The organism is Limnoraphis robusta CS-951 (assembly GCF_000972705.2).
Map to the genome: position 1 here is coordinate 17,871 of NZ_LATL02000073.1, position 16,294 is coordinate 34,164.

Genomic DNA, 16,294 nt, shown 5'->3' on the forward strand with positions numbered 1-16,294 from the left:
TTTTGATAGTAGCAATAAAAAAGGGTACGGTATGCCGCACCCTTAATTGTTAATACGAGTTGATTATTCGCTTATTCAGCCGCTTGGGGTAACAATTCCCGCTTTTCTCCGCGCAGAACAGTCACCTGTCCATCGCCATCGACATCAACAATAGCGGTGTCACCATCCTTGATCCGACCCGAGAGAATTTCCTCGGCTAAACTATCTTCGAGTAAGCGCATGATCGCCCGACGCAACGGACGAGCGCCGTAGCTGGGGTTATAGCCTTCCTCAACTAAACGTTCGTTGAAACGGTCAGTGATTTCCAGTCTGATGCCTTTTTCCGTCAGACGGCTAAAGACTTCGTTGAGCATGATCACCGCAATTTCCTTAACCTCATCCTTCGTCAACTGACGGAAGACAATAATCTCATCGAGACGGTTGAGGAACTCAGGACGGAAGTATTGCTTCAGTTCTTCGTTAACCAGGTTACGAATGCGGTTATACTGAGCATCGGATTCGTTTTCAGAGAACTCAAATCCTAAGCCACCGCCACCTTTTTCGATCACCTTCGATCCGATGTTGGACGTCATAATGATCAAGGTGTTCTTGAAGTCTACCGTGCGACCTTTAGCATCAGTCAACCGTCCGTCTTCGAGAATTTGCAGCAACATATTGAAGACATCGGGGTGGGCTTTTTCGATTTCGTCGAACAGAACCACCGTGTAAGGACGCCGACGCACCGCCTCAGTTAACTGACCGCCTTCGTTATACCCCACATAACCCGGAGGCGAACCGATCAACTTAGAAACAGTATGGCGTTCCATAAATTCCGACATATCTAAGCGCACCATCGCATCTTCTGAACCGAAGAAGTAGGACGCTAAAGCCTTGGTGAGTTCCGTTTTACCGACTCCAGTGGGGCCTGAGAAGATGAAACTAGCAATCGGTCGGTTGGGGTTCTTCAAGCCGACACGGGCGCGACGAATGGCACGAGAAACGGCTTTGACGGCTTCTTCCTGACCGATCAGACGCTGATGGAGGGTGTCTTCCATGTGCAGCAGCTTTTCGGACTCGGACTCGGTGAGTTTGTTCACCGGGATGCCTGTCCAACTGGCAACAATTTGGGCGATATCTTCTTCCGTTACCATTGGGGAGTCATCCTCTGTGGTGCGGGTTTCCGATTTTTTGGTTTGAGCGATCGCCCGAATTTGCGACTTGATTTCCATCTCGCGATCGCGCAGTTCTCCTGCCCGATCAAAGTCTTGGGAACGTACAGCCTCGTCTTTTTCTTTGAGGACTTGACGCAGTTCTTTATCCAGTTCTTTGGCCGCCGGGGGCAGTTGGGAGTTAATCAACCGCACGCGAGAACCTGCTTCATCGATCAAGTCAATCGCTTTATCGGGTAAATAGCGATCGCTAATATACCGGTCTGAGAGTTTGGCGGCTGCTTCTAAAGCCTCATCCAAAATTTTCAGCTTGTGGTGCTGTTCGTAACGTTCCCGTAGACCATAGAGAATTTCTACGGTTTCGGTAACGCTCGGTTCACCCACCATCACGGGTTGAAAACGGCGTTCTAAAGCCGCATCCCGTTCAATGTGCTTGCGGTATTCATCGAGGGTGGTTGCACCGATACATTGCAGTTCTCCTCGCGCCAAAGCGGGTTTGAGGATATTTGCCGCATCAATCGCCCCTTCTGCCGCACCTGCCCCGATCAGGGTGTGAACTTCGTCGATCACCAGGATGACATTACCCGCCGAGCGGATCTCATCCATAATTTTTTTCAGTCGTTCTTCAAATTCTCCTCTATACTTGGTTCCGGCAACCAATAAACCAATATCGAGGGTAACGACCCGTTTATCTTCGAGGATATCGGGAATGTCGTTTTGGGCGATGCGTTGAGCGAGTCCTTCGGCGATCGCGGTTTTACCCACACCGGGTTCTCCGATCAACACGGGATTATTTTTAGTCCGGCGACCCAGAATTTGAATGACTCGTTCAATTTCCTTCTGACGACCGACGACGGGATCAAGCTTGCCTTCGGCGGCCATTTGGGTTAAATTCGAGCCAAACTCATCGAGCGTTGGAGTCTTGGTGCGACTGCCACTGCTTCCTGCTGTGACTTCTGCCGTTTCACCCAGCATCCGAATCACCTGAGTTCTGACTTTCGTCAGGTCAACGCCCAGATTTTCCAGAACCCTGGCGGCGACCCCTTCGCCTTCGCGGATCAGACCCAGAAGTAAATGTTCTGTACCTATATAGTTATGGCCAAGCTGGCGAGCTTCTTCTAAGGAGAGTTCTAGAACGCGCTTGGCTCGGGGAGTGAAGGGAATTTCAACGGCAACAAATCCCGAACCCCGACCGATGATCTTTTCGACCTCGATCCGGGCATCTTTGAGGTTAACCCCCATAGATTTGAGTACCTTGGCAGCAACGCCTGTTCCTTCTCCAATCAGACCCAGAAGGATCTGCTCGGTTCCCACAAAGTTATGACCCAGGCGACGTGCCTCCTCCTGGGCTAACATGATTACCTTAATTGCTTTTTCTGTGAAGCGTTCAAACATGGCAAATTTCCACCACCTGCTGCATACCCGTACGCTAATTTTAGCGTGACACTTTCAACTCCCGAAAAATTAAATGATAATAACAATGTTTAATTTTTCTGGGGTAGCCTCTAGGTTGGGGCTGAGTCGTCTGATGCAACTGGAAAAATCCAATTGGGGAGTAGACTAACAACCTTTCCCTTTCAGCCTACGAAGATTTCTCTTCATGGATCGGTTTTTTGTCTGTTTCTCTGTTGTTGATCGCTAGGCAGTTGGGCTGATTTCTCAGTTAAAGTTTGCCTAGTTTTTCACCGAATTCTCTGTCTGAGTTGTACAGAAGATTACTGTAACGGAGAATACAGACCCAAGAATTGAACAGCAACTTGATTATCAATTTCAACTGGGGTTGAAGGAGATAGAAGCTGGTAAGTTCATAGAGCTAACCTACTGGGAACAGAATTTTCATTCTGTATAGGGGTTGTCTCTGGTGTTAATCGTTAAACACTGTTTGTTTTAGATTTAATGATGGATTCTAGCACAATCTTCTGAGGACGTGTCCTGGGTTCTCATCTGAGTGGGATCGGCTATATTGACACTCCAACGGCTAAAGCACGTTGGATTCTAACTTCATCGTCAGAACTTGCTCTACCAGGCTTGCACCAAGTAGCGTAGAGGCTCCAACTCCGTCAGCGTTACTTCGGGACTGCCCATCCCTAGATTTTGCCTTGAGCAAAATATTGATAGCCGCATTCCAATCCCTTTGCAAAATCAGACCACAAGAACAAACGTGGGTTCTGGTGCTGAGGGATTTTTTCACAATCACCTTGCACTGACTGCATTCTTGAGAAGTGTACTGAGGTGGGACGGCAATAGCTACTCTTGCGAACTTGGTTGCAAAATATTCAATCCACTGTCTGAACTGATACCAACTAGCGTCAGCGATTGACTTAGCTAGGCAGTGATTTTTGAGCATATTGGCAACCCTTAAGTCTTCATAGGCTACTAAGTCGTTAGACTTGCAAACGTGACGCGCTAGTCTCTTAGCGTGTTCGGTACGCTGCCTACTTACTCTTAAGTGTTTTCTGGAATATTTAGCCCTTGCCTTGCGGCGTCCTGATGAACCCTTCGCTTTTTTGTAAATGCGACGTTGAGCGTGCTTGATATCAGACTCAGCTTTCCTCAAAAACTTTGGATGAGGCTCTTGATGTCCATTGGAATCTGTGTAAAACGACTCCAGTCCTACGTCTAATCCGATTTCTTGACCCGTTAACGGCTGAATATCAATGCACTCAACATCAATAGAAAACTGGCAGTAATACCCGTCAGCACGCCGCACAAGCCTAACTCGCTTGATGGACTTAACAGGGTAGTAATGGATGTCCCACTTACCTAAAAGCTTCAGTTCGCCGATACCTTTGTTGTCAGTAATGGTGATACGTCTTTTGGTTTTGTGGAGCGACCATCCGCTAGTTTTGTACTCAACTGAGCGGTTATCCTTTTGGAAACGAGGAAAACCTTTTTTGCCAGGTTTCTTGGACTTACAATTCTCGTAAAACCGAGAGATTGCTAGCCATCCGCGTTCTGCAGATGCTTGCACAGCCATTGAGTTCAGAGCTTTAACAAAGGGGAACTCATTGCGTAGTTCGGTCGAATATTTGTTCAAGGCAAAACGGTCAACTTTGACTTCTTTGGGCGCGTCCATCCAGTAGCGAATCGCTTTATTGCGGATGAATTGCACTGTTGTGATAGCCTCATCAATAGCTTTGTATTGTTGCGGTTTAGCTTTGATTTTGTATTCGAGAACCAGCATTGTGTTTTTCCTCCTCGTTGTCTATGATAGGAGCAACAGCTTACAAACTGAGAGACGAATTCCCACACTTAAAAAAGCTCACTAGTATGTGGACTAGGAGCTTTTTCTGTTCAACTGCTGGCAATTTGACATCCTCTCCTCCCTCAAGGGAGAAGATTCCTCACCACGCCACCTTTAACGGGTGGTCGCGTGCGGGGGGGTCAAATTACCCTTGGGGCAAATTTTCACAGGGTTCTGGGATTTTATCTTAATTTTTTCTAAAAGGTTGGTGTTGGAAGCGATCGCAAATGTGTTGATACCAATCGGCGAGAGTTTGTTCAAATTCCCGATATTGTAAGCCGTTTTTCCAGAGAATCAAAGCATCTTCTCCGGTATCCGGGTAATAATGGCGTCGTCGTCCAGCTTGTTTAAAGCCAAATTTGCGGTAAAGAGAAAGGGCGGGATGATTAGAAGCTCGAACTTCTAAAGTTGCTCGTTCGAGTTGACGTTGCCAAGCCGACTTTAGCAAAGCATACAACAAAGCTTGTCCTAAACCTTGCCCTTGATAATCAGGATGAATCAATAACAGCGTAATGTGAGCTTCTTCTAAAATCGCCCATAAACAGCCAACCCCGACTAAAGAGGGGGGATTAATAAAATCCAAATTCGGCACCTCCACGCTTAAATTCAGCCCGGATTTGGGACTCGGAGACTCTTGAACCCCCCAAGCGAGTAAATCACTATTGGGACTTTCTAACTCTCGTTGATAACCGGAGAGCGTCCACAGTCCCCCCAAACACTGTTGATCGAGTTCAACGGCGGCGGGGAGTTGTTCTGATGTTAAAGCAAGCAGTTCTAACCAAACCACGTTTAATCCCTTGTATCATTGAAAAGAGCAGCCCGAGTATTGTTAACCCTAATTTTGATGTACAATCTAGGTGGTCATTGACCCGCCTGAGTGACTGTGGGGGAATAAGTGCGACTCGCACCGTTTCCGGGAAGCTGAAACCCGCGAAAGACGCCAAATCAGTGTATGGCATCGATGCCAATAGAGTATTCAAACGCCTTGAGAACCCCCGAAGACTGCCAAGGTCTAAGGATAGTCCAACAGAGCAGTCAGCGCCAACTTGGGTTGAGTCAAAGCTGCGGAGACACCTGAAGACCAAAGCTGACTTCGGCACTTTGAGGCTCTGAGCCAATGAAACGCGAAGTGATCAAGCCATCAGGCGGGTAGTAGCTCACCGAGATTAACTCAATATACATCAAGTGGAAAAGTCAGGACTCCAATATCTACCTCAATCTACAGAGATCTCCAAAACTCGATCACCGAACCAGGAACTCTTACCCCTGAGTGCGCGGGTGAACGATCAGGATCACTTGGAAATCGGGGGCTGCGATGTGAAACTCCTTGTTGAGCGATTTGGCTCACCCCTCTACATTGTAGACGAACAAACCCTCCGTTCCGCTTGTCGTCAATATCGGGAAGCCTTTGAACGTTACTATCCGGGTGAGTCTCTCGTTTTGTATGCTTCCAAAGCCTGGAGTTGTCTAGCAATTTGTGCGTTAGTCGCATCAGAAGGCTTAGGTTTAGATGTGGTTTCGGGTGGTGAACTCTACACCGCTATCCAAGCCAATGTTAATCCCAACACGCTCTACCTGCACGGGAATAATAAATCCTTAGATGAGCTGCAATTGGCGATCGAGACAGGTTGTACGATTGTGATCGACAATTGGCTAGATTTACAAATGCTAGCCCAGTTGTCTGAACAAATCTCGACATCTGCCCCGATTCGAGTCATGGTACGCTTGACACCGGGAATCGAATGTCATACCCATGAGTATATTCGTACAGGTCATCTCGATAGCAAATTTGGCTTTGATCCGAATCAATTTGATGCCGTTTTTAGTGCGATCGCTCAACAACCTTCCCTAAGTTGTGTGGGTTTACACGCTCATATTGGTTCCCAGATCTTTGAACTGCAACCCCATGATGATCTGGCTGGGGTGATTGTAGAAGCTGTAGAAAAAGCCAGTCAATATGGGTTAAATATTTCTGAAGTGAATATTGGCGGAGGTTTAGGAATTCGCTACACTGAAGGCGATGATCCTCCCAGTATTGACACTTGGGTAAAAACCGTAGCCCAGGCGATGGTTCAAGCCTGTCAACAGCGAAATCTTGCCCTACCGAAGTTGTTATGTGAACCGGGACGATCGATTGTTGGGCCTGCTTGTATTACCGCTTATACTGTCGGTTCTCAGAAACAGATTCCGGGAATTCGCACCTATGTGGCGGTAGATGGGGGAATGTCAGATAATCCTCGTCCGATCACTTATCAATCCGTTTATCGAGTGGTGTTGGCTAACCGGATGTCTGCACCTTTAAGTGAAACGGCAACCATCGCAGGTAAACATTGTGAGTCAGGAGATATTTTAATCAAAGATGCCCAGTTACCCCAGTGGGAAACGGGTGATATTTTGGCGGTTCTGACAACGGGAGCTTACAATTACAGCATGGCCTCTAACTATAATCGCTTACCTCGACCTGCGGCGGTTTTAGTCTCCCAGGGAGAGAGTAACTTGATTTTAGAACGAGAAACCTATCTAGACTTGATTCGCCAAGATCGTCTACCCGAACGACTGGGTACATTCAAGGACAAATAAGAAACGCTGTGTTTGATAGGTAAAACTGAGGGTCAAGGCTTACCCAGAGGCTTGCGATCTGGGGAGGATTAAGACCATAATCGTTGAGGGGAGGTCTTTGGGATTAATTCAAATCCTCCTCAACAGAGGCCTTTTCCTGACGGGGATCGAACTTTATAACGGTTTGCTGGATTACATACACAAGACCAATAGTTAATCTTATCATCAAGTTCAATGAAATCGGGTCCTAGTAATGACCCTGGTTGGATGCAGTCCTGGTTAATTCACAGTATTGATATTGGACTGGTCTTTGCTGTCGCATATATGGTGCTTGTCATCATTGGAGAGCGTCGAACGCTCTGGATGGTCAGGGGGTTTATCATCCTGATGCTGGCTACAGCAATCAGCAACTGGGCAAACTTGAGATTATTATCAATCGCCCTCAATAGTCTGGTGACGGGTTCTGCGGTAGCAATGGCTGTGATGTTGCAGTCCGAATTTCGCCAGTTTCTAGAACAATTGGGTCGAGGAGAAGTTTTACAACTGTTTGGAAGGGGGCGCAAGGCTATCCCCGAACCGGATAGCGTGATTGATCAGATTGTAGAAGCTGTTAAGGAGCTATCCCAAAACCGTACAGGTGCTTTAATCATTATTGAAACCGGAAGCCCCATTGATGAACGGGACTTTTCGGTGCCGGGTGTGAAACTTAATGCTGAAGTGTCCAAAGAACTGCTACAAACTCTGTTTCAACCCAAAACATTACTCCATGATGGTGCAGTTTTGATTCGAGCCTCTCGAATAGCTGCCGCCGGAGTCATTTTACCCCTATCTGAACGGATGGCGTCTCGACAACTCGGAACTCGTCACCGCGCTGCGATGGGCATTACAGAGCGAGTAGCTAAATGTTTGTGTGTTGTCGTTTCAGAAGAAACCGGATCAATCTCGCTCGCCGAGAAAGGTGTTCTGAATCGACCACTAACTAGCAGTAAACTAAAAGAATTACTAGAGGCTCGTTCATTTCCGTCTGGTGATGAAAGAAAAGCAACTCCGATTTCGATTGGAAGTCTCAAGCGCCAGATCGGATCAAAGGGATGGGCATTAATATCGCGGGTGTTTCGTCTTCGTTCATCAGCTTCTCGGGAGAAAAAATGACTGCAAAGCAAAGGGTTGTATACGAGTTACCTGCCGACCTCGATCCCAACCGACTGCCAAAACACATTGCCGTCATTATGGATGGTAATGGTCGCTGGGCGAAAAGTCGGGGCTGGCCGCGTACAATGGGTCATCGGCAGGGAGTGGACACGCTCAAAGAACTGTTGCGCTGCTGTCGGGATTGGGGAATTGAAGCTTTAACCGCTTATGCGTTTTCGACGGAAAACTGGGGCCGTCCGTTGGAAGAGGTAGATTTTTTAATGGCTTTATTTGAGCGGGTTTTGTTGCGAGAACTACGCGAGATGATGGAAGAAGGGGTGCGAATTCAATTTGTGGGTAATTTGAAGGCGTTACCTGCTTCTCTACAAGCCAAAATTGAGGAGTCTATGGAGTTTACGCGCAATAATCCAGGGATTGTCTTTAATGTGGCAACAAACTATGGCGGGCGTCAGGAAATTATCCGGGCTTGTCGGGAAATTGCCACTCAAGTTCAGCAAGGACGATTAAATCCTGATGATATTGATGAAGTTTTATTTGAAAAACATCTTTATACGGCCGGATTGTCTCACCCTGACTTGCTGATTCGCACCAGTGGAGAAATGCGGATCAGCAATTTCTTACTGTGGCAAATGGCTTACGCTGAAATCTATGTCACCGATACCTTATGGCCGGATTTTGACAGTTCTGAGTTTCATCGCGCCCTCTGTTCTTATCAAAAACGTGAACGACGGTTTGGCAAGATCTGAACTTTCTGGCTAACCGTTTACTTGATCCAACGCTTAGGGGCCTGAAAAAACGGCTTCTTCTATATCCTGACGACTGAGGGAATATTTGAAGGAGCGTTGGATATCTTGATTTCCTTCTGCGGCGTTAATATAGCGGACTGTGATCTGCTCCACATCTAGCCACAGTTCCGCTTTCCAGGTGGATCGTTCTATCCGCCAGCAGTGCAGTTCGTGGGTATCTTGCTGACATCCTTGCGATCGCAACCATTCTTCGATTTTAGGAAGGGTGTGATTGTATAAGGGGGTTTGAGAAGACGGCAAGGTAATATTTTCAATAGTCATAGAAGTTAGTTGTTCATTTAGTTGTTAATTTCGAGGTAGCAACTCACCGCTTGAGCGGAAACAAGTTTTAAGTCTATCATGGCTGTGGGTGGCTGAATTGGTTCCAGGGTTAAATCTGCTTGAGTTAAACCGATGACAATTGCCAGAATCAAACAAGCAATTAAGCTAAATACCATGATAAATAAAGCAAAGAGTTCTCCGGCGGATAAGGGGCGATCTGTCGGATCGAGATAACTCGAAGAAGAACTCTGTGAATGGTTTACCCTAAAATCATTCAAAGGATGAGTTGGTTGAATGACATTATAGCGAGAATAGCGAATCTCGATGTCATAGGCTTGACGGCGCTCAGGATTACTAAGCGTTGCGTAGGCTTCATTAAGCTGTTGAAACTTAGCGGTTGCGATGGTTTTGGCTAACTGCGTTGTGTCAGGATGATAGTGCTTACTGAGCTTTCGATAGGCTCGGCGAATCTCTATTGCTGAAGCTGAAGGATGCAGCCCTAATAAGCAATAGTAGCTATCAGCCCGAGAAGGATGTTCTGAGGCAGCTTGTCTTGTATGACCCGAGGTGGCTTCTTGACCTGTCACAAGAATCTAAGGCTTTATAGAGCATTTGAGATTTTCTACATATTTTGACACTCTTATCTCAGAATCGCAAGCGATCGCCTGGAAACATTTTTGACTGTTCTGAGAAGCTGACAGATCACTGTTCTGAAAATTTTCTCAATGGGTTAAGATCTAGATTCTCGACCTAACACTCCAGGGCTAACTCTACACAAGTTTTCTCGGTACAAAAGAAGCGAATTCTTCCATTAGGAAGAGAAAGAATAGCTTGAATTCAGCTTAATATTGAGCTAAAATTCATTCAATTTCTAGCAAAAAAACCTGTGGAGGGTGATCATCTATGCGTTGGCAATTGGGGCGTCGCAGTGACAATGTGGAGGATAGACGGGGGAGTTCTCCTGGAGGTCGTATCGCTATAGGTGGAGGGATTGGTTCAATTCTTCTAGCACTCGCTGCACTATTTTTAGGCATCGATCCTGGCATTATTTTACAAGAACCGCGTGAACAAAGTTCTTATCCAGATTCTTCAGTTCGTCGTTCTCCAGAGGAGGAAGAATTAGTTGATTTTGTTTCTGTTGTTCTCGGTTATACCGAGGATACTTGGCAGCAAATCTTTCGTGAAAGAGGTGAAACTTATGTCGAACCGGAATTAGTTTTATTTTCGGATGCGGTTGAGTCGGCTTGTGGTTATGCTGAAGCGGCGACAGGCCCTTTTTACTGTCCGAGGGATCAAAAAGTTTATATTGACTTGAGTTTCTATAAACAACTGAAATATAATCTCAATGCACCGGGAGATTTTGCTCAAGCTTATGTAATTGCTCACGAAGTCGGACATCATGTTCAAACTTTATTGGGTATTTCCCAACAGGTGAATAATTTACAACGTAAAGTTGATAAAGTCAGTGCTAATGAACTTTCTGTGCGACAAGAATTGCAAGCGGATTGTTTTGCGGGAGTTTGGGCAAATCGGACTCAAAAAGCTGAACAAGTTCTCGAACAAGGGGATGTAGAAGAAGCGATGAATGCAGCCAGTAGTATTGGGGATGATCATTTACAACGGCAATCTCAAGGTTATGTGGTACCGGATTCGTTTACTCATGGAACTTCGGCTCAACGAGTTCGTTGGTTTGAGCGAGGTTTACAAACGGGAAATATTGACGAATGTAATACTTTTGCAACAGAAAATCTGTAGTTTAATTAGGGTTCATGTAGGGGTTGAGTCAACTGTTCTTTGAGTTTCATTGATTGGGACTTTGCAGGCGATCGCTACATGATCCTTTTTTGTGAGTATTTAACCCGATTATATAGTATTTTTGGGGAGGAATCTTGAAATCCTTCCCCATGATATTAACTGTCCTGCTTTACTTTTTGATTAGCATCCTAGATGTCAACTCTGTATGACCACAGTCAGCACTTCTGAAACTAGAGAGAACCTTCATCTACTTCCGAGAAAAAGTAGTTGTAGAATTCATCACCTGTCACCTCGTTAATCACGACAACTCGACCTGTATCACGATCATACATGACGCGAACTCGTCCATCTGTAGCGATAAAATAGTTGCCTGTAGTTCGCTTGAGAATTTCTGCGAAAAAGAATTCACCTTCTTTAATTTGAACCGCAATTTCATTCGCATTTTGCGGAGTCATGTAGGTTACAGGTGTTGGGGATTCAGCAATCTGTATAAATGTATTTTCAATCGGATTTGCCTGAACAGGTAGGAAGGAGCCAAAGCCACTGAAAAGAATAGTGATCGCCAAAAAAATGGTCAAAAAAATGCTGTGAAGTTTCATACGCTCTCCTAATATCTAATCGAGAATTCAGCCTAGCTCAGAATTTGTAAGGATTCTCAGCTTTCTGAAGCGAACAGGAACAATATTTAGCTGAATATCGCTCTCTGTGCTGAGTCTAAACATTATCATAAAAATCATCATCTAACAAGAGGTTTAGTACATTGATAAAATGGCCTTTTAAGTGAGGGAACAGGAAAGGATAACAGCAAAGTTAATCGTTCTTAAAACCAAGCGATTTATTGCTCTCCTGACCCTTAACAGTTTTTCAAACTCGTTTGTCAATGCTAGACTGATTCACGCTGAGAACGATGCCAATTTTCTAATGCTGTTCGATGGATATCTAACCAAGTTACATGATGATGTCGAGCGAGTTTAGCACAGTCTTCATATTCGGGTTGAACATTAACGATATTTTCTCCTGAATAGGCGACTTTTATCGAAACTGAACCGTAGGATGTTTCAACTGTTTGCATTTCTCGGTGTAAAATTCGCCGTTTTTGTTGGGTTGAACGAATGCCTAATGTTGTGGTTTGGCGAAATAAAATATCCTCACAAACCGATTGTTTTTCAGGATGACAAATGACGGTTAATAATATGCCCAAACGAGATTTTTTCATGGTGATGGGTTGAGTGAATACATCCAATGCACCGACGGCTAATAATTCTTCTAAGGTAAAGGCGATCGCTTGGGGACTGAGATCGTCTATTTGGGTTTCTAAAACAGAAATAGTTTCGATTTCAACTGAAGAATGGTTAGAAGTTGAGGAAACGTGATGAGACATGGTATTTTGAGAAGATTCCCCGATCCAAAGTCGTAAAATATTCGGTAGGGGTAAATCTTTTGAACCTGCACCTAAACCGACTTTTTGAATTGACATTGCTGGAGGTTGTCCGAAGGTTTGAGCGAGAGTTATAGCGATCGCCGCTCCGGTGGGTGTAACTAATTCTCGTTCGATATTATTGCTGTAAACTGGAACTTGGCGGGTTTCTAATAACTTTAATACCGCAGGTGCAGGAACAGGAAGCTGGCCATGAGCCGCCCGAATGACGCCTCCACCTGTGGGTAACGCCGAACAATACAACTGTTCAATTTTTAACCAGTCTAAGCCTAAACAAGTGCCAACGATATCTACAATGGCATCTGTAGCCCCAACTTCGTGAAAATGAACTTTTTGCGGTGAAATGCCGTGAACGGCTCCCTCAGCTTCAGCGAGTTGGCGGAAAATAGCTAAACTCCAAGCTTCGGCTTGTTTGGGTAATTGAGCGGATAGAATAATATTCTCGATGTCAGGGAGATGACGAACTGGAGTAGGATGATCAGGGTGATGATGGTGGTGAGCATGATCGTGAGGGGAATGGGTGAGATCGACATGAACTTTTGTGGCTAACTGACCATTGCGGTGAGTGGGTTCAGCCCAAAGCCGATATTCAGAGGAAAGCCCCAAACGCTCTAACTTTTCAGCAATATATTCCAGGGGTACTCCGGCGTGAACTAAAGCTCCCAGGCACATATCGCCTGCGATACCCGTTGAACATTGAAGATAGGCAATTTTGGTCATGGTTCGTTAACATCCTGACGATCTAATCTAAACTTTAAACGTTGAATCCACTGAAGTTCTAGAATTAAAAATTATGGCGACTTACTACGAAGTTCATCCAGAGAACCCCCAAGAACGAGTGATCACAAAAGTAATTGCGGATCTGCGATCTGGCGCGGTGATGCTTTATCCGACGGATACGGTTTATGCGATCGGCTGCGATCTTAATGTTAAGTCAGCCGTCGAACGGGTACGACAAATCAAGCAACTTTCTAATGATAAACCGTTGACGTTCCTGTGTTCGTCATTGTCAAATATTTCTAACTATGCTATTGTCAGCGATCAAGCTTATCGAATTATTAAACGATTAATTCCGGGGAGCTATACGTTTTTACTTCCGGCGACGAAGCTGGTACCGCGTCTGGTGATGTCTCCTAAGCGAAAAACTACAGGTATTCGAGTCCCTGATAATAATTTTTGTTTAACATTAATTGAGAAGTTGGGTAATCCAATTATTTCGACTTCGGCTCATATTACCAATGAAGAAGAAGGAGAAGCACCTGTCAGCCTGGAGATGGAAAGAAATCTCGGGAAAGCGGAGTTATTTGATAGTTTAGAAAAGTTGGTGGATATCATTGTTGATGATACTTCTGATCCGGGTTATCAAGTGTCTACCATTCTCGATTTGACTGAGAATGAGCCGATTTTAGTTCGACAAGGAAAAGGATGGGAAGCAGTGGAGCGTTGGGTGAAAGAGAGTTAAAAGATGATCATTTTTGGCGATCGCCAAACCTGTAACTGTATTGAGAAGTTCCAACCTCTGCGTTTTGATGAGACGTTAAATCAAGAATGGTTGCGGTTATGTCGAGAGCAACAATCTTTATTTTTAATCTTGTGTGACATTGACTGTTTTAAAACTTACAACGATACTTTCGGACATCTCGCCGGAGATGAATGTTTAATCAAAGTCGCTCAAACGCTTCACCAAGTTATTCGGCGTCCGGCTGATTTAGTGGCTCGCTATGGGGGTGAAGAATTTGGGATTATTTTACCCAATACTTCCGCTCAAGGCGCCATTCATATGGCTCAACGAATTCAAGCTGCTATACAAACCCTAGCGCTTCCTCATTCCGCTTCGGAAATTAGCGCATTTGTGACGCTGAGTATTGGCGTTTCTGGGGGAATTCCTTGTTGTGAAGTGTCTCCTCTTACCTTGATTGAAATTGCCTATCAAGCGCTCTACCAAGCTAAAATAGAAGGACGAAATCGCTTTCTTCTCAAACCGTTGAAGTCGGAGTAAACCTCAACAACCAGAATTCATAAAAAAGGTTCACAAAAAGAGCGTTTTGTCTGCTATTGTTACAGAGGTAACACCTTTTAATTTGCGATATGCTCAGAGCTGGAATTGTTGGACTTCCGAATGTTGGTAAATCAACCCTTTTTAATGCTGTCGTTGCGAATGCTAAAGCCACAGCCGCGAATTTTCCGTTTTGTACGATTGAACCGAATGTGGGTGTTGTCGCCGTACCCGATGAGCGCCTAGAGGTGTTAGCTAAAATTTCCAATTCTGAACAAATAGTCCCCACTCGGATTGAATTTGTTGATATTGCAGGATTGGTGAAAGGCGCCAGTCAAGGTGAAGGATTGGGAAATAAATTTTTGGCGAATATCCGTCAAGTTGATGCGATTATTCATGTGGTTCGTTGTTTCGAGGATGATGATATTATTCATGTTTCTGGTTCCATAGATCCGGTACGCGATATTGAGATCATTAACCTAGAATTAGGACTCGCCGATTTAGCACAAATCGAACGTCGGATAGAACGAGTTCGTAAGCTAGCCCGTACCAGTAAAGAGGCTCAATTAGAGTTAGGTGCTTTAGAGAAAATCACCGCAGTATTAGACGCCGGAAAAGCGGCTCGACAAGCCGACTTAACTGACGAAGAAATCGAAGCCGTGAAAGTCTTAGAATTGTTAACTCAAAAGCCGATTATTTACGCAACTAATGTTTCCGAAGAAGACTTAGCAACCGGGAATAAATGGGTTGAACAAGTTAGAGAAATTGCTGCTAAAGAAAATGCTCAAGTGGTGATTATTTCGGCTCAAGTTGAGTCAGAATTGATTGAATTACCCCCAGAAGAACGAGCGGATTTTCTCGAGTCTTTGGGCGTGAAAGAAGGTGGTTTAAAATCTTTGATTAAAGCCACTTATCAACTGTTAGGTTTACGAACCTTTCTAACCACTGGGCCAAAAGAAACTCGCGCTTGGACAATTCAAGCCGGAATGTTAGCCCCGCAAGCCGCAGGTGTTATTCATACCGATTTTGAACGAGGTTTTATTCGCGCGGAAACCGTTGCTTATCAAGATTTAGTCACGACAGGTTCGATGACTGCGGCGAAAGAAAAAGGGTTGGTACGTTCAGAAGGTAAAGATTATACTGTACAAGAAGGAGATGTGCTACTATTCCGGTTTAATGTTTAGGGTGTAATCCAAAAAACATCACTGAAGAGGAAACTCAGATGGACAATATAATGAACAACCCCGTTAATTTACTGATTGTTTGGGTTGTTAATGCGATTAGTTTGTTTGTTATTGCTCAACTTCGTCCGATTACTGGCGTTGAAATTGATAGCTTTCAAAAGGCTTTATGGTCTGCGGCTATTTTTGGAGTTTTAAATGTTTTGATTCGACCTTTTTTGATTCGGTTAGCGGTTCCCCTAGATGCGGTTTTCTCAACCTTTATCGTTGGCGTTATTCTGAATATGGCAGTTTTTGGGTTAGCCGCTTGGTTAGTTTCAGGATTTCGTTTACAATGGGGAGTCCTAAGTGCTTTAATTGGTTCAATTGCATTGGGAATTATCAACTCTGTCATTTATCAAATCATTGGGTTTCAGTAACAAAACTTTGATTTTGAGGTTCTAGAGACACCGACTTTTTTTAATCTGTTCTAAAGTCGGTGTTTTTAATTAAAATTAAATCACATTAAATCGGGTTTGTAGGGGCGGGTTCCAGCAAAATTGACATCCTCTCAACAACAATCTAAATAAACCCGCCCTTCCCCACAGTAACATTGAAAAACCGGGTTTGTCGGGGCGGGTTCCACCAAAATTGACATCTTCTCAACAACAATCTAAATAAACCCGCCCACCCCCACAACAATATTGAAAAACCGGGTTTGTAGGGGCGGGTTCGACCCCCAATTAAATATGATCAGAAATAACCTACATAAACC

General features: G+C 44.8%; 15 protein-coding genes. 8 read left to right on the forward strand and 7 right to left on the reverse strand.

What is annotated here, in order from left to right:
- Nucleotides 1–71: 71 nt before the first annotated feature.
- The 3 genes from WN50_RS06480 to rimI all read right to left on the reverse strand — a co-directional run bounded on the left by WN50_RS06480 (nt 72) and on the right by rimI (nt 5,179).
- Entirely contained in the window at nt 72–2,543 is a 2,472-nt protein-coding gene (locus WN50_RS06480) for an ATP-dependent Clp protease ATP-binding subunit (protein ID WP_046278521.1), read from the reverse strand.
- A gap of 583 nt (nt 2,544–3,126) precedes the next feature.
- Complete coding sequence (locus WN50_RS06485; protein ID WP_046278520.1) at nt 3,127–4,332, reverse strand: RNA-guided endonuclease InsQ/TnpB family protein; 1,206 nt, start codon at nt 4,330–4,332, stop codon at nt 3,127–3,129.
- A 247-nt stretch (nt 4,333–4,579) separates the two neighbouring features.
- Nucleotides 4,580–5,179 carry a ribosomal protein S18-alanine N-acetyltransferase gene (gene rimI, locus WN50_RS06490; protein WP_046278519.1) on the reverse strand — a complete coding sequence of 200 codons (600 nt, stop codon included), beginning with the start codon at nt 5,177–5,179 and terminating at the stop codon, nt 4,580–4,582.
- Nucleotides 5,180–5,577: 398 nt separating this feature from the next.
- Here rimI and lysA point away from each other — a divergent pair, with 398 nt between their 5' ends.
- The 3 genes from lysA to uppS all read left to right on the forward strand — a co-directional run bounded on the left by lysA (nt 5,578) and on the right by uppS (nt 8,849).
- The gene (gene lysA, locus WN50_RS06500; protein WP_046278518.1) at nt 5,578–6,972 is read left to right on the forward strand and encodes a diaminopimelate decarboxylase; all 1,395 of its coding nucleotides are present in this window, start codon (nt 5,578–5,580) and stop codon (nt 6,970–6,972) included.
- A gap of 213 nt (nt 6,973–7,185) precedes the next feature.
- Entirely contained in the window at nt 7,186–8,103 is a 918-nt protein-coding gene (cdaA, locus tag WN50_RS06505) for a diadenylate cyclase CdaA (RefSeq protein ID WP_046278517.1), read from the forward strand.
- Nucleotides 8,100–8,849: a polyprenyl diphosphate synthase gene (gene uppS, locus WN50_RS06510; protein WP_046278516.1), complete on the forward strand. Its 750-nt coding sequence runs from the start codon at nt 8,100–8,102 to the stop codon at nt 8,847–8,849. Before cdaA ends, uppS begins: the two co-directional genes overlap by 4 nt.
- 33 nt (nt 8,850–8,882) lie before the next feature.
- Here uppS and WN50_RS06515 read toward each other — a convergent pair whose 3' ends face one another.
- Nucleotides 8,883–9,155 carry a DUF3143 domain-containing protein gene (locus WN50_RS06515; RefSeq protein WP_046278533.1) on the reverse strand — a complete coding sequence of 91 codons (273 nt, stop codon included), beginning with the start codon at nt 9,153–9,155 and terminating at the stop codon, nt 8,883–8,885.
- Between the two features lie 32 nt (nt 9,156–9,187).
- Nucleotides 9,188–9,757 carry a J domain-containing protein gene (locus WN50_RS06520; protein ID WP_046278515.1) on the reverse strand — a complete coding sequence of 190 codons (570 nt, stop codon included), beginning with the start codon at nt 9,755–9,757 and terminating at the stop codon, nt 9,188–9,190.
- 316 nt (nt 9,758–10,073) lie between these two features.
- On the opposite strand from WN50_RS06520, the gene ypfJ reads away from it, so the two are divergent.
- A complete protein-coding gene (ypfJ, locus tag WN50_RS06525; protein WP_046278514.1) occupies nt 10,074–10,925 on the forward strand; it encodes a KPN_02809 family neutral zinc metallopeptidase in 852 nt (283 codons plus the stop codon).
- Nucleotides 10,926–11,155: 230 nt separating this feature from the next.
- Here ypfJ and WN50_RS06530 read toward each other — a convergent pair whose 3' ends face one another.
- Together WN50_RS06530 and larC are read right to left on the reverse strand one after the other, a co-directional pair.
- Entirely contained in the window at nt 11,156–11,524 is a 369-nt protein-coding gene (locus tag WN50_RS06530; RefSeq protein WP_200906226.1) for a hypothetical protein, read from the reverse strand.
- 284 nt (nt 11,525–11,808) lie between these two features.
- Nucleotides 11,809–13,083: a nickel pincer cofactor biosynthesis protein LarC gene (gene larC, locus WN50_RS06535; RefSeq protein WP_046278513.1), complete on the reverse strand. Its 1,275-nt coding sequence runs from the start codon at nt 13,081–13,083 to the stop codon at nt 11,809–11,811.
- Nucleotides 13,084–13,156: 73 nt separating this feature from the next.
- On the opposite strand from larC, the gene WN50_RS06540 reads away from it, so the two are divergent.
- The 4 genes from WN50_RS06540 to WN50_RS06555 all read left to right on the forward strand — a co-directional run bounded on the left by WN50_RS06540 (nt 13,157) and on the right by WN50_RS06555 (nt 15,959).
- Nucleotides 13,157–13,825 carry an L-threonylcarbamoyladenylate synthase gene (locus tag WN50_RS06540; protein ID WP_046278512.1) on the forward strand — a complete coding sequence of 223 codons (669 nt, stop codon included), beginning with the start codon at nt 13,157–13,159 and terminating at the stop codon, nt 13,823–13,825.
- A 3-nt stretch (nt 13,826–13,828) separates the two neighbouring features.
- Nucleotides 13,829–14,362, forward strand: coding sequence for a diguanylate cyclase (locus WN50_RS06545; protein ID WP_053221448.1), 534 nt, complete (start codon nt 13,829–13,831; stop codon nt 14,360–14,362).
- A gap of 89 nt (nt 14,363–14,451) precedes the next feature.
- Complete coding sequence (ychF, locus tag WN50_RS06550) at nt 14,452–15,543, forward strand: redox-regulated ATPase YchF (protein WP_046278511.1); 1,092 nt, start codon at nt 14,452–14,454, stop codon at nt 15,541–15,543.
- 38 nt (nt 15,544–15,581) lie between these two features.
- Complete coding sequence (locus tag WN50_RS06555) at nt 15,582–15,959, forward strand: phage holin family protein (RefSeq protein ID WP_082172347.1); 378 nt, start codon at nt 15,582–15,584, stop codon at nt 15,957–15,959.
- The last annotated feature ends 335 nt before the right edge of the window (nt 15,960–16,294 follow it).